The organism is Streptacidiphilus sp. MAP12-33 (assembly GCF_041261265.1).
Lineage (GTDB): Bacteria > Actinomycetota > Actinomycetes > Streptomycetales > Streptomycetaceae > Streptacidiphilus.
In genome coordinates, this window is the sequence record NZ_JBGCCA010000009.1 from 20,174 (window position 1) to 35,936 (window position 15,763).

10 protein-coding genes are annotated in these 15,763 nt (G+C 72.0%); 9 read left to right on the top strand and 1 reads right to left on the bottom strand.

Annotated elements, in window-relative coordinates:
- Genes ABH931_RS11290 through ABH931_RS11310 form a run of 5 tightly spaced genes read left to right on the top strand, consistent with a single transcriptional unit; the run spans position 1 to position 5,099 of the window.
- Entirely contained in the window at positions 1 to 1,359 is a 1,359-nt protein-coding gene (locus ABH931_RS11290; RefSeq protein WP_370112230.1) for a VWA domain-containing protein, read from the top strand.
- Between the two features lie 56 nt (positions 1,360 to 1,415).
- A complete protein-coding gene (locus tag ABH931_RS11295) occupies positions 1,416 to 2,609 on the top strand; it encodes an FHA domain-containing protein (protein ID WP_370112231.1) in 1,194 nt (397 codons plus the stop codon).
- 57 nt (positions 2,610 to 2,666) lie between these two features.
- Positions 2,667 to 3,590, top strand: coding sequence for an ABC transporter ATP-binding protein (locus ABH931_RS11300; protein ID WP_370112232.1), 924 nt, complete (start codon positions 2,667 to 2,669; stop codon positions 3,588 to 3,590).
- A gap of 13 nt (positions 3,591 to 3,603) precedes the next feature.
- Entirely contained in the window at positions 3,604 to 4,671 is a 1,068-nt protein-coding gene (locus tag ABH931_RS11305; RefSeq protein WP_370112362.1) for an ABC transporter permease, read from the top strand.
- A 26-nt stretch (positions 4,672 to 4,697) separates the two neighbouring features.
- Entirely contained in the window at positions 4,698 to 5,099 is a 402-nt protein-coding gene (locus ABH931_RS11310) for a globin (RefSeq protein ID WP_370112233.1), read from the top strand.
- 146 nt (positions 5,100 to 5,245) lie between these two features.
- Here ABH931_RS11310 and ABH931_RS11315 read toward each other — a convergent pair whose 3' ends face one another.
- Positions 5,246 to 6,403 (bottom strand): dihydrofolate reductase family protein, encoded by a 1,158-nt coding sequence (locus ABH931_RS11315; RefSeq protein WP_370112234.1) that lies wholly within the window; start codon positions 6,401 to 6,403, stop codon positions 5,246 to 5,248.
- Positions 6,404 to 6,667: 264 nt separating this feature from the next.
- On the opposite strand from ABH931_RS11315, the gene ABH931_RS11320 reads away from it, so the two are divergent.
- Genes ABH931_RS11320 through ABH931_RS11335 form a run of 4 tightly spaced genes read left to right on the top strand, consistent with a single transcriptional unit; the run spans position 6,668 to position 15,720 of the window.
- Complete coding sequence (locus ABH931_RS11320; protein WP_370112235.1) at positions 6,668 to 9,997, top strand: efflux RND transporter permease subunit; 3,330 nt, start codon at positions 6,668 to 6,670, stop codon at positions 9,995 to 9,997.
- A complete protein-coding gene (locus ABH931_RS11325; RefSeq protein WP_370112236.1) occupies positions 9,997 to 10,455 on the top strand; it encodes a hypothetical protein in 459 nt (152 codons plus the stop codon). The genes ABH931_RS11320 and ABH931_RS11325 overlap by 1 nt, the downstream gene beginning before the upstream one ends.
- A complete protein-coding gene (locus tag ABH931_RS11330) occupies positions 10,455 to 13,697 on the top strand; it encodes an efflux RND transporter permease subunit (protein WP_370112237.1) in 3,243 nt (1,080 codons plus the stop codon). Before ABH931_RS11325 ends, ABH931_RS11330 begins: the two co-directional genes overlap by 1 nt.
- Before the next feature lie 55 nt (positions 13,698 to 13,752).
- A complete protein-coding gene (locus ABH931_RS11335; RefSeq protein WP_370112238.1) occupies positions 13,753 to 15,720 on the top strand; it encodes a M13 family metallopeptidase in 1,968 nt (655 codons plus the stop codon).
- The last annotated feature ends 43 nt before the right edge of the window (positions 15,721 to 15,763 follow it).

Sequence of the window (15,763 nt, forward strand, 5' to 3'; positions counted from 1 at the left end):
ATGGCCAAGCTCACCAAGTCCAACTTCCCGCAGTTCTCGGTCGACATCTTCCAGAACGCGTACCTCGCGCAGGGCGCGAACGAGGTCAACGCGATCGTCACGGTCACCGCGACCGGCGGTGGCACCAGTGCCGCGCTGCCCAGCCCGTCCGCGTACGCGGGCGGCTACGGCGGCATGGCGGACGGCCCGGACGCGGCCGTGGTCATCGCGGTGGACTGCTCCGGCTCGATGGACTACCCGCCCACCAAGATCCGCAATGCCCGTGAGGCCACGGCCGTCGCGATCGACTCCGTCCGCGACGGCGTCGCGTTCGCCGTGGTCGCGGGCACGCACGAGGCCAAGGAGGTCTACCCGGGCGCCGGGCAGCTGGCGATCTCCTCCCCCGGCACCCGCGAGGAGGCCAAGCAGTCGCTGCGCCGCCTCACCCCGGGCGGCGGCACCGCCATCGGCACCTGGCTGACCAAGGCCGACCAGATCTTCTCCACCCGGCCTGACATCTCCATCCGCCACGCGATCCTGCTGACCGACGGCCGCAACGAGCACGAGCGCCCCGAGCAGCTCCAGCACACCCTCGACCGCGTCCAGGGCCGCTTCACCACGGACTGCCGCGGCGTCGGGACCGACTGGGAGGTCGCCGAGCTGCGCCGGATCTCGTCCGCGCTGCTGGGCTCCGTCGACATCGTCGCCGACCCCTCGGGCCTCGCCGAGGACTTCCGGGCGATGATGGAGAAGGCCATGGGCAAGGCCGTCGCCGACGTCGCGCTGCGCGTCTGGACGCCTGCCAACGCCTCGGTCAAGTTCGTCAAGCAGGTCGCCCCCGTCGTCGAGGACCTCAGCGGCCGCCGGGTCGACGCGGGCCCGCGCGCCGGCGACTACCCGACCGGCTCCTGGGGCGACGAGAGCCGCGACTACCACGTCTGCATCGAGGTGCCCCCGGCGGGCGTCGGCGACGAGATGCTGGCCGGGCGGATCAGCCTGGTCGTGCCGCAACCGGACGGGACCACCGAGGTGCTCTCGCAGGGTCTGGTCAAGGCCGTGTGGACGGACGACCTGAACGCCTCGACCAAGATCAACCCGCAGGTCGCGCACTACACCGGCCAGGCGGAGCTCGCGGGCGCCATCCAGGAGGGCCTCGACGCCCACCGCCGCGGCGACCTCGACGCGGCGACGGCCAAGCTGGGCAAGGCCGTTCAGCTCGCGGCCGAGTCCGGCAACGAGGACACCTTCAAGCTGCTGTCGAAGGTGGTCGACGTGGTCGACGCGAAGGAAGGTACCGTTCGCTTCCGTAAGAACGTGAGCGAGGAGGATTCGATGACACTCGAAACCCGATCGACCAAGACTGTCCGGGTGAAGAAGTAGCGGAGTCCGCTCCGCTGCCGAACGCCACTTAGCTTGCCCGAGGGGGGCTTGCCACGATGCCGATCTGCCCGAACGGCCACACCTCGCAGACCACCGACTACTGCGACTACTGCGGGACGCCCATGTCCGGGCAGCCGGCGCCGGCGCCGGCCCAGCCGTGGCAGCCTGCGCACGCTCCGGCGGCGCCGACCGCCGGTCTGCCGGTCTGTCCGATCTGCGCGACACCGCGCACGGGCCGGTACTGCGAGGAATGCGGGTACGACTGGGACCTGGCACCGCAGGGGGCTGCGCCGCAGCCGACCCCGAACCCTGGCCCGCCACCGTTCCCCGGCGCCGGCGCATACCCCGGTCAGCCGCAGCCCGGTCAGCCGCAGCCCGACCCCCAGTTCGCGCCGCAGCCGTTCCCCGGGCAGGGGTTCCCCGGCCAGCCGCAGGGCCAGCCGGGTCAGCCGCAGCCCGACCCGCAGTTCGCCCCGCAGCCCTTCCCCGGCGCCGGCGCATACCCCGGTCAGCCGCAGCCCGGTCAGCCGCAACCCGACCCGCAGTTCGCGCCGCAGCCGTTCCCCGGCGCGGGCGCGTACCCGGGTGAGCCCGCGTCCGGGCCGGTGTCCGCACCGGTCTCCGCACCCGTTCCGGGGCCGGTGACCAACGGCGGCGGCTACGGCTCCTACATCACCGGGGACACCAACGGCGGCAACACCGAGTACGTCCTCGCCCCGCCGTCGCAGGGCGGCCCGGGCGGGATGCCCGGCGCGAACCCCGGCCTCGGCGGCATGGACCCCTTCGGTCCGTCCTCCGGCTCCGGCGGGCAGCCGCAGCAGCCCGCCGCGCCCGCCTACCGGGGCACCTGGATCGCCGTGATCGCCGCCGACCGCGACTACTTCCAGGACATCATGTCCCGCAGCGGCCCGGACGCCTCAGGGCTCTACTTCCCCCCCTACTCCCCCGAGCGCCGGGTCCCGATGACCGGTCAGCGGGAGCTCCGCATCGGCCGCCGCAGCCAGCAGCGCGGCACCCTCCCGGAGATCGACCTGTCGATCGCCCCGGAGGACCCGGGCGTCTCGCACGAGCACGCGCTGCTCCGCGAGCAGCCCGACGGCAGCTGGGTGGTCGAGGACCGCGACTCCGCCAACGGCACCACGCTGAACGGCAGCCCGGACCCGATCCCGGTGCACACCCCGGTCCAGCTCAACAACGGCGACCGGATCCACGTCGGCGCGTGGACCACCATCACGGTGCACTGCGCCTGAGTCACACAGCGGCACAGCAGCACCTCTGGCATACCCGACCACCGAACGGGGGACAACGTGACGGTGACAGGGGACGACGAGGCGGCGATCACGGCTGACGGCCTGCGCAAGCGCTACGGCGCGGTGCAGGCCGTCGACGGGGTCTCGCTCACCGTCCGACGCGGCGAGTTCTTCGGCCTGCTCGGCCCGAACGGGGCCGGCAAGACCACCACCCTGGAGATCCTGGAGGGCCTGCGCGAGCCCGACGAGGGCACCGCCACGCTGTTGGGCGAGCGCCCGTGGCCGCGCAACCCGCGGCTGCTGCCGCGGATCGGCGTCCAGTTGCAGGCCTCCGCCTTCTTCGAACGGCTGACGGCCCGTGAACAGCTGGCCGCCTTCGCCTCCCTCTACGGTGTCGGCACGCGCCGGGCCGAGGAGATGCTGGCCCGTGTGGGGCTGACCGAGTTCGCCGGCACCCAGGCGGAGAAGCTCTCCGGCGGCCAGGCCCAGCGCCTGTCCATCGCCTGCGCGCTGGTCCACGAGCCGGAGCTGGTCTTCCTGGACGAGCCGACGACGGGCCTGGACCCGCAAGCCCGCCGGAACCTGTGGGACCTGCTGCGCGAGATCAACGCCGACGGCCGCACCGTCGTGCTGACCACGCACTACCTCGACGAGGCCGAGATCCTCTGCGACCGCGTCGCGGTCATGGACCACGGCAGGCTGCTGCGCACCGGCCCGCCCGCCACGCTGATCCGCGAGCTGGACGCGCCCACCCGGATCAGCGTCCCCTCGGGCGCGCTGAGCGCGGCGGAGGCCAGCGCGGCCCTGGACGAGGAGGTGGAGGTCTCCGACGACGGCGTCTCCCTCGTCCTCGCCACGCGCTCCCCCGCCCCCGTCCTGGCCCTGCTCGGCGAGCGCGGCGCGCTCCACGGCCTCCAGGCCCGCGGCGGCACCCTCGAGGACGTCTTCCTGCACCTGACCGGACGGGCCTACCGAGAATAAAGAGGTGCAGGGAATGAAGGCCTTCTTCTCGCTCTCCCGGTCGCTGCTGGTCAGCAACGCGCGGGACCGCACCTGGCTGTTCTTCACCGTGCTCTTCCCGCTGATGTTCCTGCTGCTGTTCGGCGTGCTGTTCAAGTCCGGCTCGGCGGCGCACTCGACCGTGCTGCAGGTGGGCCCGGTCCGCGTCCTCGACTCGATGACCGCGGCGCAGCGGGCCCAGCTCGGCCAGAGCCTGACGGTCAAACGCGACGACAACCTGGCCGACGCGCTCGGCAAGGTCCGCGACGGCACCGACGACGGCGCCCTGCAGCAGACCGCCTCCGGTCAGCTGGTGCTCCACTTCTCCGCCGGGGACGCCACCCGCGCGGCGACGGTCCAGGGCCTGGTCGACGCGGTGGTCCAGCAGGCCAACCAGGACGCGACCGGCCGTCCGCCCGCCTGGACGCTGACCACCGCGCAGGTCGAGGACCGCTCCACCAAGCCGATCCAGTACCTGACGCCCGGTCTGCTGGGCTGGGCGATCGCCACCTCCGGCACCTTCTCGGCGGCCCTCACCCTCGTCGCCTGGCGCCGCAAGCGCATCCTGCGCCGGCTGCGGCTCGCGCCCGTCAGCCTGGCGGCGGTGATCGCCGCGCCGACGGCGGTGACGCTCCTGGTCGCGCTGGTGCAGACGGCCGTCTTCCTGGGTGTCGCGACGCTGCCGTACTACGGGCTGAAGCTCACCGGGGAGTGGTGGCTGGCCGTGCCGCTGGTCCTGAGCGGCTCGCTCTGCTTCATGTCCATCGGCCTGCTGGCGGGCTCCTTCGCCAGGACCGAGAACGCGGCGCAGAGCGCGGCCCAGCTGATCGTGCTGCCGATGGCCTTCCTGTCCGGCTCGTTCTTCCCGCTCGACTTCGCCCCGGGCTGGGTGCAGTCGGTCGCCCAGGTCATGCCGCTGCACCACCTCTCGGTGGCGATGCAGGACGTGCTGAGCCGGGGCAAGGGCGTCGGCGCGGCGTTGCCGACGATCGGCGGGCTGCTGGCCGCGGCGGTGCTGCTCTGCGCGGTCTCGCTCCGGCTTTTCCGGTGGGACGACGCGTGACTTCCGCGGTCTGAGAGGATGGACGCGTGGACCAGATCAAGCGAGGAACCCTGCAGACCGAGACCTTTTACCAGCAGGTCGGCGGCGAGCCGACCTTCCGCCGCCTGGTCCACCGCTTCTACGAGGGCGTGGCCGCGGACCCGCTGCTGCGCCCCATGTACCCCGAGGAGGACCTCGGCCCGGCCGAGGAGCGCCTCGCGCTCTTCCTCATGCAGTACTGGGGCGGCCCCCGCACCTACAGCGACGAGCGCGGCCACCCGCGCCTGCGCATGCGCCACGCCCCGTTCAAGGTCGACCGCGCCGCCCACGACGCCTGGCTGCGCCACATGCGCGACGCGGTGGACTCGCTCGATCTGGAGCCTGAGCACGAGGCCGAGTTGTGGAACTACCTCGTCTACGCCGCCCAGAGCATGATCAACTCCGACTGATCCACCGCCAGGATGCCGCCGTGGGCGACACTCGCCAGGCTCGACCTCGGCTGCGCGCCGGCCGTCGGCTGGGGCCGCCCTGGTAGGTGTCGGCATCAAGGCGGCCCAGCGCGGCCGGCGGTGACGCCGGGGAGCAGAACCGCCGACTAGACCAGATGCGCGTTGACCGCCCTCGCCTCCTCGGCGAGGGTCGGGGTCTCGACAACCGTCGCGCCCGACTGCTCCAGCAGTTCGACGCCCTGACAGTCCGCCACGAACAGGGCCGGCTCGCGCCAGGCCAGCACCACGCGGCCGATGCCGGCGGAGCGGATGAGCTCGGCGCACGGCGAGGGGCGGGAGGCGCGGACCGAGCAGGGCTCCAGAGTCGAGTAGATGGTGGCCGTGCGAAGGCGGGGATCGGCGAGGTCGATCTTCCCCAGGGCGGACTCCTCCGCGTGGACCTTGTCGTCCCCGCTCTCGCGCGAGAAGCCGCGCGCGATCTCGGTGCCGTCGGCGGCGACGACGACCGCGCCGACCGAGTACGCGGACTCCGACGGCGGGCACTGGCGGGAGAGGTCGATCGCGACGCGCATCCAGCCGAGGTCGGCCGCCGTGACCCGTGACGCGTCCGCGCGGCGCGCGGCGTAGCGCAGCACGACCATGTCGCCGAGGGGCTCCGCCCCCAGCAGCGTCATGCGGTGCGCGGCGTCCTGCGGGAACGGCTTGCCGACGGCCGGGGCGAAGCGGGGGGCCGCGGCCTCACCGACGAAGAACGGGGCCACGGCCAGCTGAATCTCGTCAACCAGACCCGCCGTCAGGAAGAGGGACTGGATGGCGCCCCCGCCCTCGACCATGAGCCGGCGCACGCCCCGCGCGGCCAGCGCGTCGAGGGCGCGTGCCGGATCGAGCTCCACGCCGGTGCCCACGACCTCCGCGAGCGCCCCCAACTCGGCCCGCAACCCGGGAACCGCCGCGTCCGGCGCGAGGACGAGCTTCGGGCCGCCACTGTGCCACAGCCGCAGCTCGGCGCTGAGGCCGCCATGTCCGGCGAGGACCACCTTGAGCAGGTGCTCCGGCAGGCCACGCGCGACGCGGGCCTCGCGGCGCGCGGCGCCGCGGACCTCCAGACGCGGATCGTCCGCCCGCAGCGTCCCGGCGCCGACGAGGATCGCGTCGCACTCCGCCCGCAGCGCGTCAACCCGGTCGAAGTCCTCGGCGCAGGAGAGCAGCAGCCGCTCCGGGGAGGTGTCGTCGATGTGCCCGTCGACGGACATCGCCGCGCTGATCAGCACGAACGGTCGGGTGGGCGGCGGTTCAGGGGTCATGAACAGGTCCAACCATCGTTGCCGTCCCGATATGCCCCGCAGTCTTGGCAGGAAACTGAACGTGATGACACACTCACTTCACGTCATCTTCACGAACTAGGGGACCACGCTCCGCAAGCACATGGGAACCGAGTGTGCTCGGCCGAACGTGGGTAGTTGCGTTAGACGACTTTCGTACCGGGGGAGAGAACACGGCATCCGCCATCCCTGACATGCCGTCAGTGGCTGCCGCCGTGGGGGAACGAAGAAACGGGGGAACGTCTCGTGCGTTGGCTCATCGCATCCTGCCTGCGTCTCGCCGCCGTCATCGTGGTGGCCGCCCTGGTGGTGGCCGGGCTCGGCATCTGGTCGCTGCGCGACGCGGCCGTGGACACCCTGCCCGAGTTCCTGCCGCCCCAGGTGCAGGTGCAGACCGAGGCGCTCGGGCTCTCCGCCACCGAGGTGGAGCAGCTGATCACCGTGCCCATGGAGGACGAGCTCAACGGCGTCGCCTTCCTGGACCACCTGCGCTCGCGCTCACTGCCGGGGCTCTCCGACATCGAGCTGACCTTCAAGCCCGGCACCGACATCTACAGCGCGCGCCAGCTGGTGCAGGAGCGCGTCAACCAGGGCCCGGCCGTCGTCAACGTCGGCACGCCGCCGGTCATGGTGCAGCCGCTGTCCGCCGAGGACCGCGGCCTGATGGTCGGCATCTCCTCCTCCACGATCAGCCCGATCGACCTGTCCACGCTGGCCCGCTGGCGGATCCGGCCGCGGCTGCTGGCCGTTCCCGGCGTCGCCAACGTCACCATCTGGGGCCAGCGCGACCAGCAGCTCCAGGTGCTGGTGGACCCCGCCAAGCTGCGGGCCAAGGGCGTGACGCTGTCCCAGGTGATCAACACCACCGGTGACGCGATGTGGACCTCGCCGCTCACCTTCGTCGAGGCCTCCACCCCCGGCGCGGACGGCTTCATCGACACCCCCAACCAGCGCATCTCGGTGCAGCACATCCTGCCGATCAAGACGCCCGAGGACCTGGCCAAGGTCCCGATGGAGGTCGACACCGGCGTCAGCAAGCTCAGGCTGGGCGACGTGGCAAAGGTCGTCGAGGACCACCCGGCGCTGCGCGGCGACGCGGTGCTGACCTCGCAGTCCGCCGACGGCACCGGCTTCCTGATGGTCGTGGAGAAGTTCCCCGGCGCCAACGCCCTCGCGGTGGACAAGGGCGTCCGGGCGGCCATGGCCGAGCTCGCCCCGGGCCTGCAGGGCGTCAAGGTGAACACCGACGTCTACCGGCCCGCGACCTACCTCGACTCCGCGATGAGCAACCTCGGCTGGGCCGCACTGGCCGGCCTGGTGCTGCTGGTCCTCTGGTTCGGGCTGGCCTGGCGCTCCTGGCGGGTCGCCCTCGTCGGTCTGGTCGCGATCGCGCTGCCGCTGGTCACCGCCGCCTGGGTGCTGGAGCTGCGCGACGCGACGTTCAGCTGGTTCACCCTCGCCGGACTCGCCGTGGCGCTGGCCGTCGTCGTGGACGACGCGGTCTCCGCGGTCACCGCGGTCCAACGCGGGCTCGACCTGGCGCCACCGGGCGAGGACGACTCCCCCGGGGCCCGTCGCGAGGGCCGCGCGGTGGCGATCACCGACGCCCTGCTGGGCGTGCGACGCCCCCTCGGCTGGGCACTGGCCGTGCTGCTGCTGGCCGCCGTGCCGCTGCTGATGGTGCCCGGCAGCAACGGCCAGCTGACCCGGCCGATGCTCTTCACCTACGTGCTCACCATGGTCGCCGCGGCCGCCGTCGCACTGACGGTCACCCCCGCGCTCTCGCTCCTGCTGCTGCGCCGCGCCCCCGAGGGCCGGACGGTGCCGCCGGTGGCCCGCTGGATCGAGGGCGCCTACGACCGCCTCGCCCCGCTCTTCGCCCGCCGCCGCGCCCCCGCGTTCGCGCTGGCCGCCGTCCTCGGGCTGGCCGCGCTGGCGATCGTCCCGCAGTTCGGCAGCGACAGCCTGATCCCGACCCCGCAGGACCGCAACCTCGTCGTCCAGTGGAACGCCGCACCCGGCACCTCGCTGCCCGCGATGCGGCAGACCACCGAGGCCGCGGGCGCCGAGCTGCGCGCCGTCCCCGGCGTGACGGGCGTGGCCAGCGACATCGGCCAGGCCCTGCTGGGCGACCAGATCGTCAGCGTGGACGCCGCGCAGACCTGGCTCACCGTCTCCGGCAAGGCCGACCTCGGCAGGACCAAGGCGGCGATCGGCCAGGTGCTCACCCATTACCCCGCCCTGAGACACCAGCTCCTGACGTACGCGCAGACGGCCCTCGCCCAGGCACCCCAGTCGGACACCTCGCCGGGCAACAGCTCTCCCCTGACGGTCCGTCTCTACGGCACCGACTGGACAGCGCTGACCGCGAACGCGGACAAGCTCAAGGCCGTCGTCGACGGCATCCACGGCGTCAGCGGCGCCACGGTGCACGAGCCCGTGCAGGAACCCTCCATCCTGATCGACACGAACGTGGACAAGGCCGCGAACTACGGCCTCAAGCCCGGTGACGTGCGGCGCGACACGGCCGTGCTGATCTCCGGCATCCCCGTCGGCAGCTACTACCAGCAGCAGCAGATCTTCGACGTCGCCGTGTGGAGCGTGCCGACGGTCCGCGCCAACCTGGGCGACATCGAGAACCTGCTGCTGGACACCCCGAGCGGCGGCCAGGTCCCGCTGAAGGACGTCGCCACCGTCACCATCGCGCCCTCGCCGACCGAGATCGACCACGACCAGGCCTCGCGCTACCTCGACATCACCGCCTCGCTCCACGGCATCGACGCGGACACCGCGGTCGCCAAGGTCCAGGCTGCGGTCCGTCAGGTCACCCTCCCGGAGGGCTACCACGCCGAGGTCTCCAGCGGCATCGCCGACCAGCAGAGCACCGCGCTGCAGATCATCCTGGTCGCGATCGGCTGCGCGATCGGCACCCTGCTGCTGTTCCAGGCGGCACTGCGCAGCTGGCCGCGGGCCGGACTGCTGCTGGTGACGCTCCCGCTCTCGCTGGCCGGCGGCGCGCTCACCGCGTTCGCGGCGGGCCGCGAGATCAGCGCGGGCGAGCTGATCGGCTTCCTCGGTGTGCTGGCGCTCGCGGTGCGCGGCGGCCTGCGGGTGCTGCGACGCACCCGCGAGCTGGAGCTCTCCGGCCACGCGGGCGCGGCCGGGGTGGCGGCCCGGGAGGCGGCCTTCCCGGTGACGGCCTCGGCGATCGGCCTGATCCTGCTGGTCGCGCCGTTCACCGTGCGCGGTGACATCGCCGGCCTGGAGCTGGTCCGTCCGCTCTCCTTCGTCCTGATCGGCGGCGCGGTGACGGCCACGGTCGTCACGCTCTTCCTGCTCCCCGCGTTCGCCGGCCGCGGGCCCTCGGAGGAGGACGAGGCCGTGCCGCTGGCGGTACCCCCAGGGGCGCGAGGTTCTGCCGGTCAGCCGCTGCGCGGCGGGGCGCGACAAGCCACCGATGAGGGTGGCGCGCCGCACGAGCAGGGCCATCCGGACGCCGGTGGTTCTCGCGCCCCTGAGGGGCTGCACGGCAGCTCGCCCGCGTCAGCGACCGACCCCGAGGAAGGCGCAGCCTGATGTCGCGGGTACGGGTGCTCGCCGTACTGGTCGCCGCCCTGGCCACCGCCTCGCTCACGGCCTGCGGGCCCAAGGACCAGACCCCCGCCGCCTACACGCCGGCGACGCTGCGGCCGCTGCCCAGCGCGACGGCGACCCTCCCCGGGTACGGGCACGTCCAGACCGTCGTGCTGACCCCGCTCGCGGAACAGCGCGTGCGCCTGCGGACGGTGGTCTCCCTCCCGGGGACGGGCGGGGAGACGGACGTGCCGATCACCGCGATCATCTACGACCCGGAGGGGGTCCCCTGGGTGTACGTCCCGGACGGCGGGCACGCGTACACCCGCCACGCGGTGACCATCGCGCGGTACACCGGCGACACCGTCGCCCTCAGCGCGGGACCGGCCGCGGGCACGCCCGTCGTCGTGGTCGGCGCGGCCGAGCTCCTCGGCACCGAGTACGGAGTGGGGGAAGAGTGATGCGCGCTCAGCCGCACGGCCGCGGCGGGGTGATGCGGTCGATCGTGTCGTGGAGCCTCAACTTCAGGTTCCTCGTGGTCGCGGCCGCCGTCGCGATGATGACGATCGGTATCGCCACCGTCCGCAACACGCCCGTGGACGTGTTCCCGGAGTTCGCCCCGCCGCAGGTGGAGATCCAGACCGAGAGCCTGGGCCTGTCCACCTCGGACGTGGAACAGCTGGTCACCGTCCCGCTCGAACTCGCGATGAACGGCATGCCGGGGCTCACCCAGATGCGCTCCACCTCGGTGCCGCAGCTCTCCTCCATCGTCATGGTCTTCTCCCCGAACACCAACCTGCTCCACGCCCGTCAGCTGGTGCAGGAGCGCCTGGCGACCGTCCGGCCGACGCTGCCGCGCTGGGCGAGCCCGCCCGTCATGCTCGCGCCGGTCTCCGCGACGGCGCGGGTGGTCCAGATCGGCATGACCGCCAGCGGCAACGGCCCGAACGGCAAGCCGCTGACGCCGCAGGACCTGTCGCAGCTGGCCTACTGGACGATCAAGCCGCGTCTGCTGCACGTCGACGGCGTCGCGGACGTGTCGATCTGGGACCAGCGGCCGGAGGCCTTCCAGGTCCAGGTGGACCCGAAGAAGATGGCCGCGCAGCAGGTCACCCTCGACAACGTGGAACGCACCACCGCCGACGCCCTGGACTCCGGCGCGCTGCAGTTCTCCAACGGCGCCGTCGTCGGCGCGGGCGGGTTCCTGGACGGCGGCGCGGCACCGGGGCTGGGCGACCAGCGGCTCTCCGTCGCGCACCAGCTGTCCGTGCAGAGCCCGGCCGACCTCGCGAAGATCCCGCTGGAGGACCAGGCCGCGCAGGGCAAGAAGGTGACACTGGGCCAGATCGGCAACGTCGTCTCGGGCTACCAGCCGCTCATCGGCGACGCGATCATCAACGGCAAGCCGGGCATCCTGCTGGTCGTCGAGAAGCTGCCCTGGGGCAACACGCTCAAGATCACCTCACAGGTCGACGACGCGCTCAAAGCCATGCAACCGGGCCTGACAGGCGTCGCCTTCGACACCCACATCTTCCGGCCGGCCGACTTCATCGACGACTCGATCCACAACCTCCTGGACTCACTGCTGCTCGGCTTCCTGCTGGTCGTGGTGATCCTGGTGCTGTTCCTCTTCGAGTGGCGGGTGGCGCTGATCAGCCTGGTCAGCATCCCGCTGTCGCTGACGGCGGCGGTGCTGGTGCTGCGGGCGCTCAACACGACCGTCAACACCATGGTGCTGGCCGGTCTGATCATCGCGCTGGGCGCGGTCGTCGACGACGCGATCATCGACGTGGAGAACATCCTGCGGCGTCTGCGCATCGCCCGCCGCACCGGCGCGGACGGCGAGAAGTCGACCCGGTCCACGGCCCGGATCATCCTCGGCGCCTCGCTGGAGGTCCGCAGCCCGATCGTCTACGCGACGCTGATCATCGTCGCCGCCGCGGTGCCGGTCTTCCTGCTCAACGGCCTGACGGCGGCCTTCTTCCGCCCGCTCGCCTTCGCGTACACGCTGGCGATCATCGCCTCGATGGCGGTGGCGCTCACCGTCACCCCGGCACTGACCCTGATCCTGCTGCGGCGGGCGCCGCTCAAGCGGTTCCAGTCGCCGCTGGTCCGGGTGCTGCGCCGCTGGTACTCGGCGTTCCTGAACCGGATCGTGGCCCGGCCGACGGCGGCCTACTCCGTCTTCGCCGCCGTCGTGCTGTGCGGGGCGCTGATCGCGCCCCAGCTCGGGCAGTCGCTCTTCCCGACGTTCCAGCAGCGCGACCTGCTGATCCACTGGGACGCCATCCCAGGCACCTCCGACCAGGAGGTCATCCGCACCACCACGCAGCTCGACGCGGAACTGCGGCAGATCCCCGGCGTCGAGGACTTCGGCGCGCACATCGGGCGCGCCCCGCAGGGCGAGGAGATCGTCGGCATCAACGCGGCCGAGGTGTGGATCCACATCGCCGACAACGTCGACTACGACAAGACCCTCGCCAAGGTCCGCGAGGTCGTCGACAGCCACCCGGGCCTGTACCGGGACGTGGAGACCTACCTCAACGAGCGCATCGAGGAGGTGCTCAGCGGGTCCAAGCAGGCGATCACCGTCCGCGTCTACGGCCAGGACCTGGCGCAGATGCGCAGCACGGCCCAGTCGGTGCTGAGCCAGGTCGCCGGCGTGAACGGCGTCGTCGACCCGCACATGGACCTCTCCGTCGACACCCCGCAGATCCAGGTCACGGTGGACCTCGACAAGGCCGCCAAGTACGGGCTGAAGCCCGGCGACGTGCGCCGGCAGGCGGCGACGCTGGTGGCCGGCACGGAGATGGGCAACGTCTTCGAGAACAACCAGGTCTACGGCGTCTACGTGTGGAGCATGCCCTCCGTGCGCTCCGACCCGGGCGCGATCGCGGCGCTGCCACTGGACACCCCGAGCGGCGGCCACATCAAGCTCAGCGACGTCGCGAACGTCACCCTCGGCCCCGACCCCTACCTGATCACCCGGGAGAACAACTCCCGCTACATCGACGTCGGCGCTAACGTGTCGGGCGACGCGGACCTGTCGGGCGTGGTCCAGCAGATCCAGGCCAAGCTCGCCGCCAACGTCCACGTCCCACAGGGCTCCCACTACGCGCTACTGGGCGAGTACCAGGAGCGCCAGTCGGCCCAGCAGAGCCTGCTGACCACGGCGTTGCTGGCGGGCGTGGCGATCCTGCTGCTGCTCCAGCTGGCCTTCGGCTCGTGGCGGCTGGCGGTGCTGCTCTTCGTCACGATGCCGATGGCGCTGGTCGGCGGCCTGATCGCGATCTGGTTCAGCGGGGCACAAGTCACCATCGGGGCGCTGGTGGGGTTCTTCACGGTCTTCGGCATCGCCGCGAGAAACGGGATCCTGATGATCAATCACTGCCAGCACCTGGAGACCGAGGAGGGCATGGACTTCGGCCCCGACCTGGTCATCCGCGGCGCGAGCGAACGTCTCGCCCCGATCCTGATGACCTCGCTCGCGACCGGGCTCGCGCTCGTCCCGCTGGTCATCGTCGGCAACCAGCCGGGGCGCGAGATCGAGTACCCGCTGGCGATCGTCATCCTCGGCGGCCTGGTCAGCTCCACGCTGCTCACGCTCTTCGTGGTGCCCTCGCTCTACCTGCGCTTCTCCCGGCGCAAGCAGGGCGGCGACGGGGCGGAGGTGGCGGTGGAGCCGGCCGGGATCCAGCCCTGACCGGCCCCGGGCGAACGCCGCATGTCAGCGGGTCGCTCTGCCGTACGCTCCGAGGATGAGCATTCTCGACGGCGCCAAGAACGGCATGAACCCCGGCACACGACCGCAGGACGACCTTTTCGGACATGTCAACGGCACCTGGCTGGACACCGCGGAGATCCCCTCCGACCGGTCCAGCTGGGGCCCGTTCGCCGAACTGGCCGAGCGGTCCGAGCAACAGGTGCGTGAGATCATCCAGGAGCTCGCGAGCGAGCCGACGCCACGCAGCGAGAACGCCCGGAAGATCTCCGCGCTGTACTCCTCCTTCATGGACGAGGCCGCGGTCGAGGCCCGCGGCCTGGACCCGGTGCGTTCGGAGCTGGAGGCCGTGGCCGGTCTCGGCGACGTGCGCGAGCTGGCCTCCTTCCTGGGCGGCTTCGAGCGCGCCGGTGGCTCCGGGCTCTTCGGCGCCTACGTCAACACCGACGACCGCGACTCCGACCGCTACCTGGTCAACCTGGTCCAGGGCGGCCTCGGCATGCCCGACGAGTCCTACTACCGCGAGGAGAAGTTCGCCGAGGTCCGCGAGCGGTACGCCGCGTACCTCACCGAACTGTTCACGCTGGCCGAGTCGCCCGAGCCGGCCGAGCGCGCCGCCGCCGTGCTGGCGCTGGAGACCCGGCTCGCGGCCGGCCACTGGGACCGGGTCGCGACCCGCGACGTGCAGAAGACCTACAACCTCACCGGCTGGGACGGCCTCACCACGCTCGCCCCCGGCTTCGACTGGAGCGGGTACGTCGCCGCGCTCGGCGGCGAGGCGGGATCGGCAGGCACGCTGGCCGAGGCACTGGTGCGGCAGCCCTCCTACTTCGAGCACCTGTCCGGGCTGCTCGGCGAGGTGCCGATCGAGCAGTGGCGCTCCTGGGCCATGGCCCGGGTGCTGAGCTCCGCCGCGCCGTTCCTGTCCGCCGCCTTCGTCCGGGCCCACTTCGAGTTCCACGAGCGCACCCTGGCCGGCACCCCGGAGCTGCGTCCGCGCTGGAAGCGAGCGGTCTCCTTCGTGGAGCGGGCCATCGGCGAGGCGGTCGGCGAGGAGTACGTGGCCCGGCACTTCCCTCCCGCCTCCAAGGCGATGATGGACGAACTGGTCGCCCACCTCCTGACGGCCTACCGCGACTCCATCGCCGCACTGGACTGGATGACGGAGGAGACCAAGCAGCAGGCCTTCCTCAAGCTGGACGCCTTCCGGCCCAAGATCGGGTACCCGGTCCGGTTCCGCGACTACAGCGCGCTCGACGCCGACGCCGGCGACCTGCTGGGCAACGCCCGCACCGCGGCGGCCTTCGACGTCGACCGCGAGCTGGCCAAGATCGGCGCGCCGGTGGACCGCGACGAGTGGTTCATGCTGCCGCAGACGGTCAACGCCTACTACAACCCGGGCACCAACGAGATCTGCTTCCCGGCGGGCATCCTCCAGGAGCCCTTCTTCTCCCCCGGCGCCGAGCCGGCGGAGAACTACGGGGGCATCGGCGCGGTCATCGGCCACGAGATCGGGCACGGCTTCGACGACCAGGGCGCGCAGTACGACGGGGCGGGCAACCTCAACGACTGGTGGACGGCGGAGGACAAGTCCGCCTTCGAGAAGAAGTCCAAGGCGCTGATCGACCAGTACGACGCCTACTCGCCGCGCGACCTGCCCGGCCAGCACGTCAACGGCGCGCTGACGGTCGGGGAGAACATCGGCGACCTGGGCGGTCTGACGATCGGCCACAAGGCCTACCGGATCTCCCGCGGCCTCGACGCCAACGGCACGGATGGTCTGGACCCGGCGGAGTCCCGCACGCTCCTGCTGAACTGGGCGTACTGCTGGCGCTTCAAGTGCCGCAAGGAGCAGGCCGAGCAGCGTCTCGCCATCGATCCGCACGCCCCGGCCGAGTTCCGCGCCAACATCGTCCGCAACCTGGACGAGTTCCACCGCGCCTTCGCCACCGCCGAGGGCGACGGCCTGTGGCTGGCCGAGGAGGAGCGCGTCCGCATCTGGTGATCCGCAGTGCCCCCGCGACGCCCCGGCCGACCCAGGCCGACCC

What these genes read in the sequence shown, in the direction of transcription:
- ABH931_RS11325 (WP_370112236.1), top strand. Translation starts at nt 9,997, where the DNA reads ATGTCGCGGGTACGGGTGCTCGCCGTACTGGTCGCCGCCCTGGCCACC.
- ABH931_RS11295 (WP_370112231.1), top strand. Translation starts at nt 1,416, where the DNA reads ATGCCGATCTGCCCGAACGGCCACACCTCGCAGACCACCGACTACTGC.
- ABH931_RS11315 (WP_370112234.1), bottom strand. Translation starts at nt 6,403, where the DNA reads ATGACCCCTGAACCGCCGCCCACCCGACCGTTCGTGCTGATCAGCGCG.
- ABH931_RS11290 (WP_370112230.1), top strand. Translation starts at nt 1, where the DNA reads ATGGCCAAGCTCACCAAGTCCAACTTCCCGCAGTTCTCGGTCGACATC.
- ABH931_RS11305 (WP_370112362.1), top strand. Translation starts at nt 3,604, where the DNA reads ATGAAGGCCTTCTTCTCGCTCTCCCGGTCGCTGCTGGTCAGCAACGCG.
- ABH931_RS11335 (WP_370112238.1), top strand. Translation starts at nt 13,753, where the DNA reads ATGAGCATTCTCGACGGCGCCAAGAACGGCATGAACCCCGGCACACGA.
- ABH931_RS11330 (WP_370112237.1), top strand. Translation starts at nt 10,455, where the DNA reads ATGCGCGCTCAGCCGCACGGCCGCGGCGGGGTGATGCGGTCGATCGTG.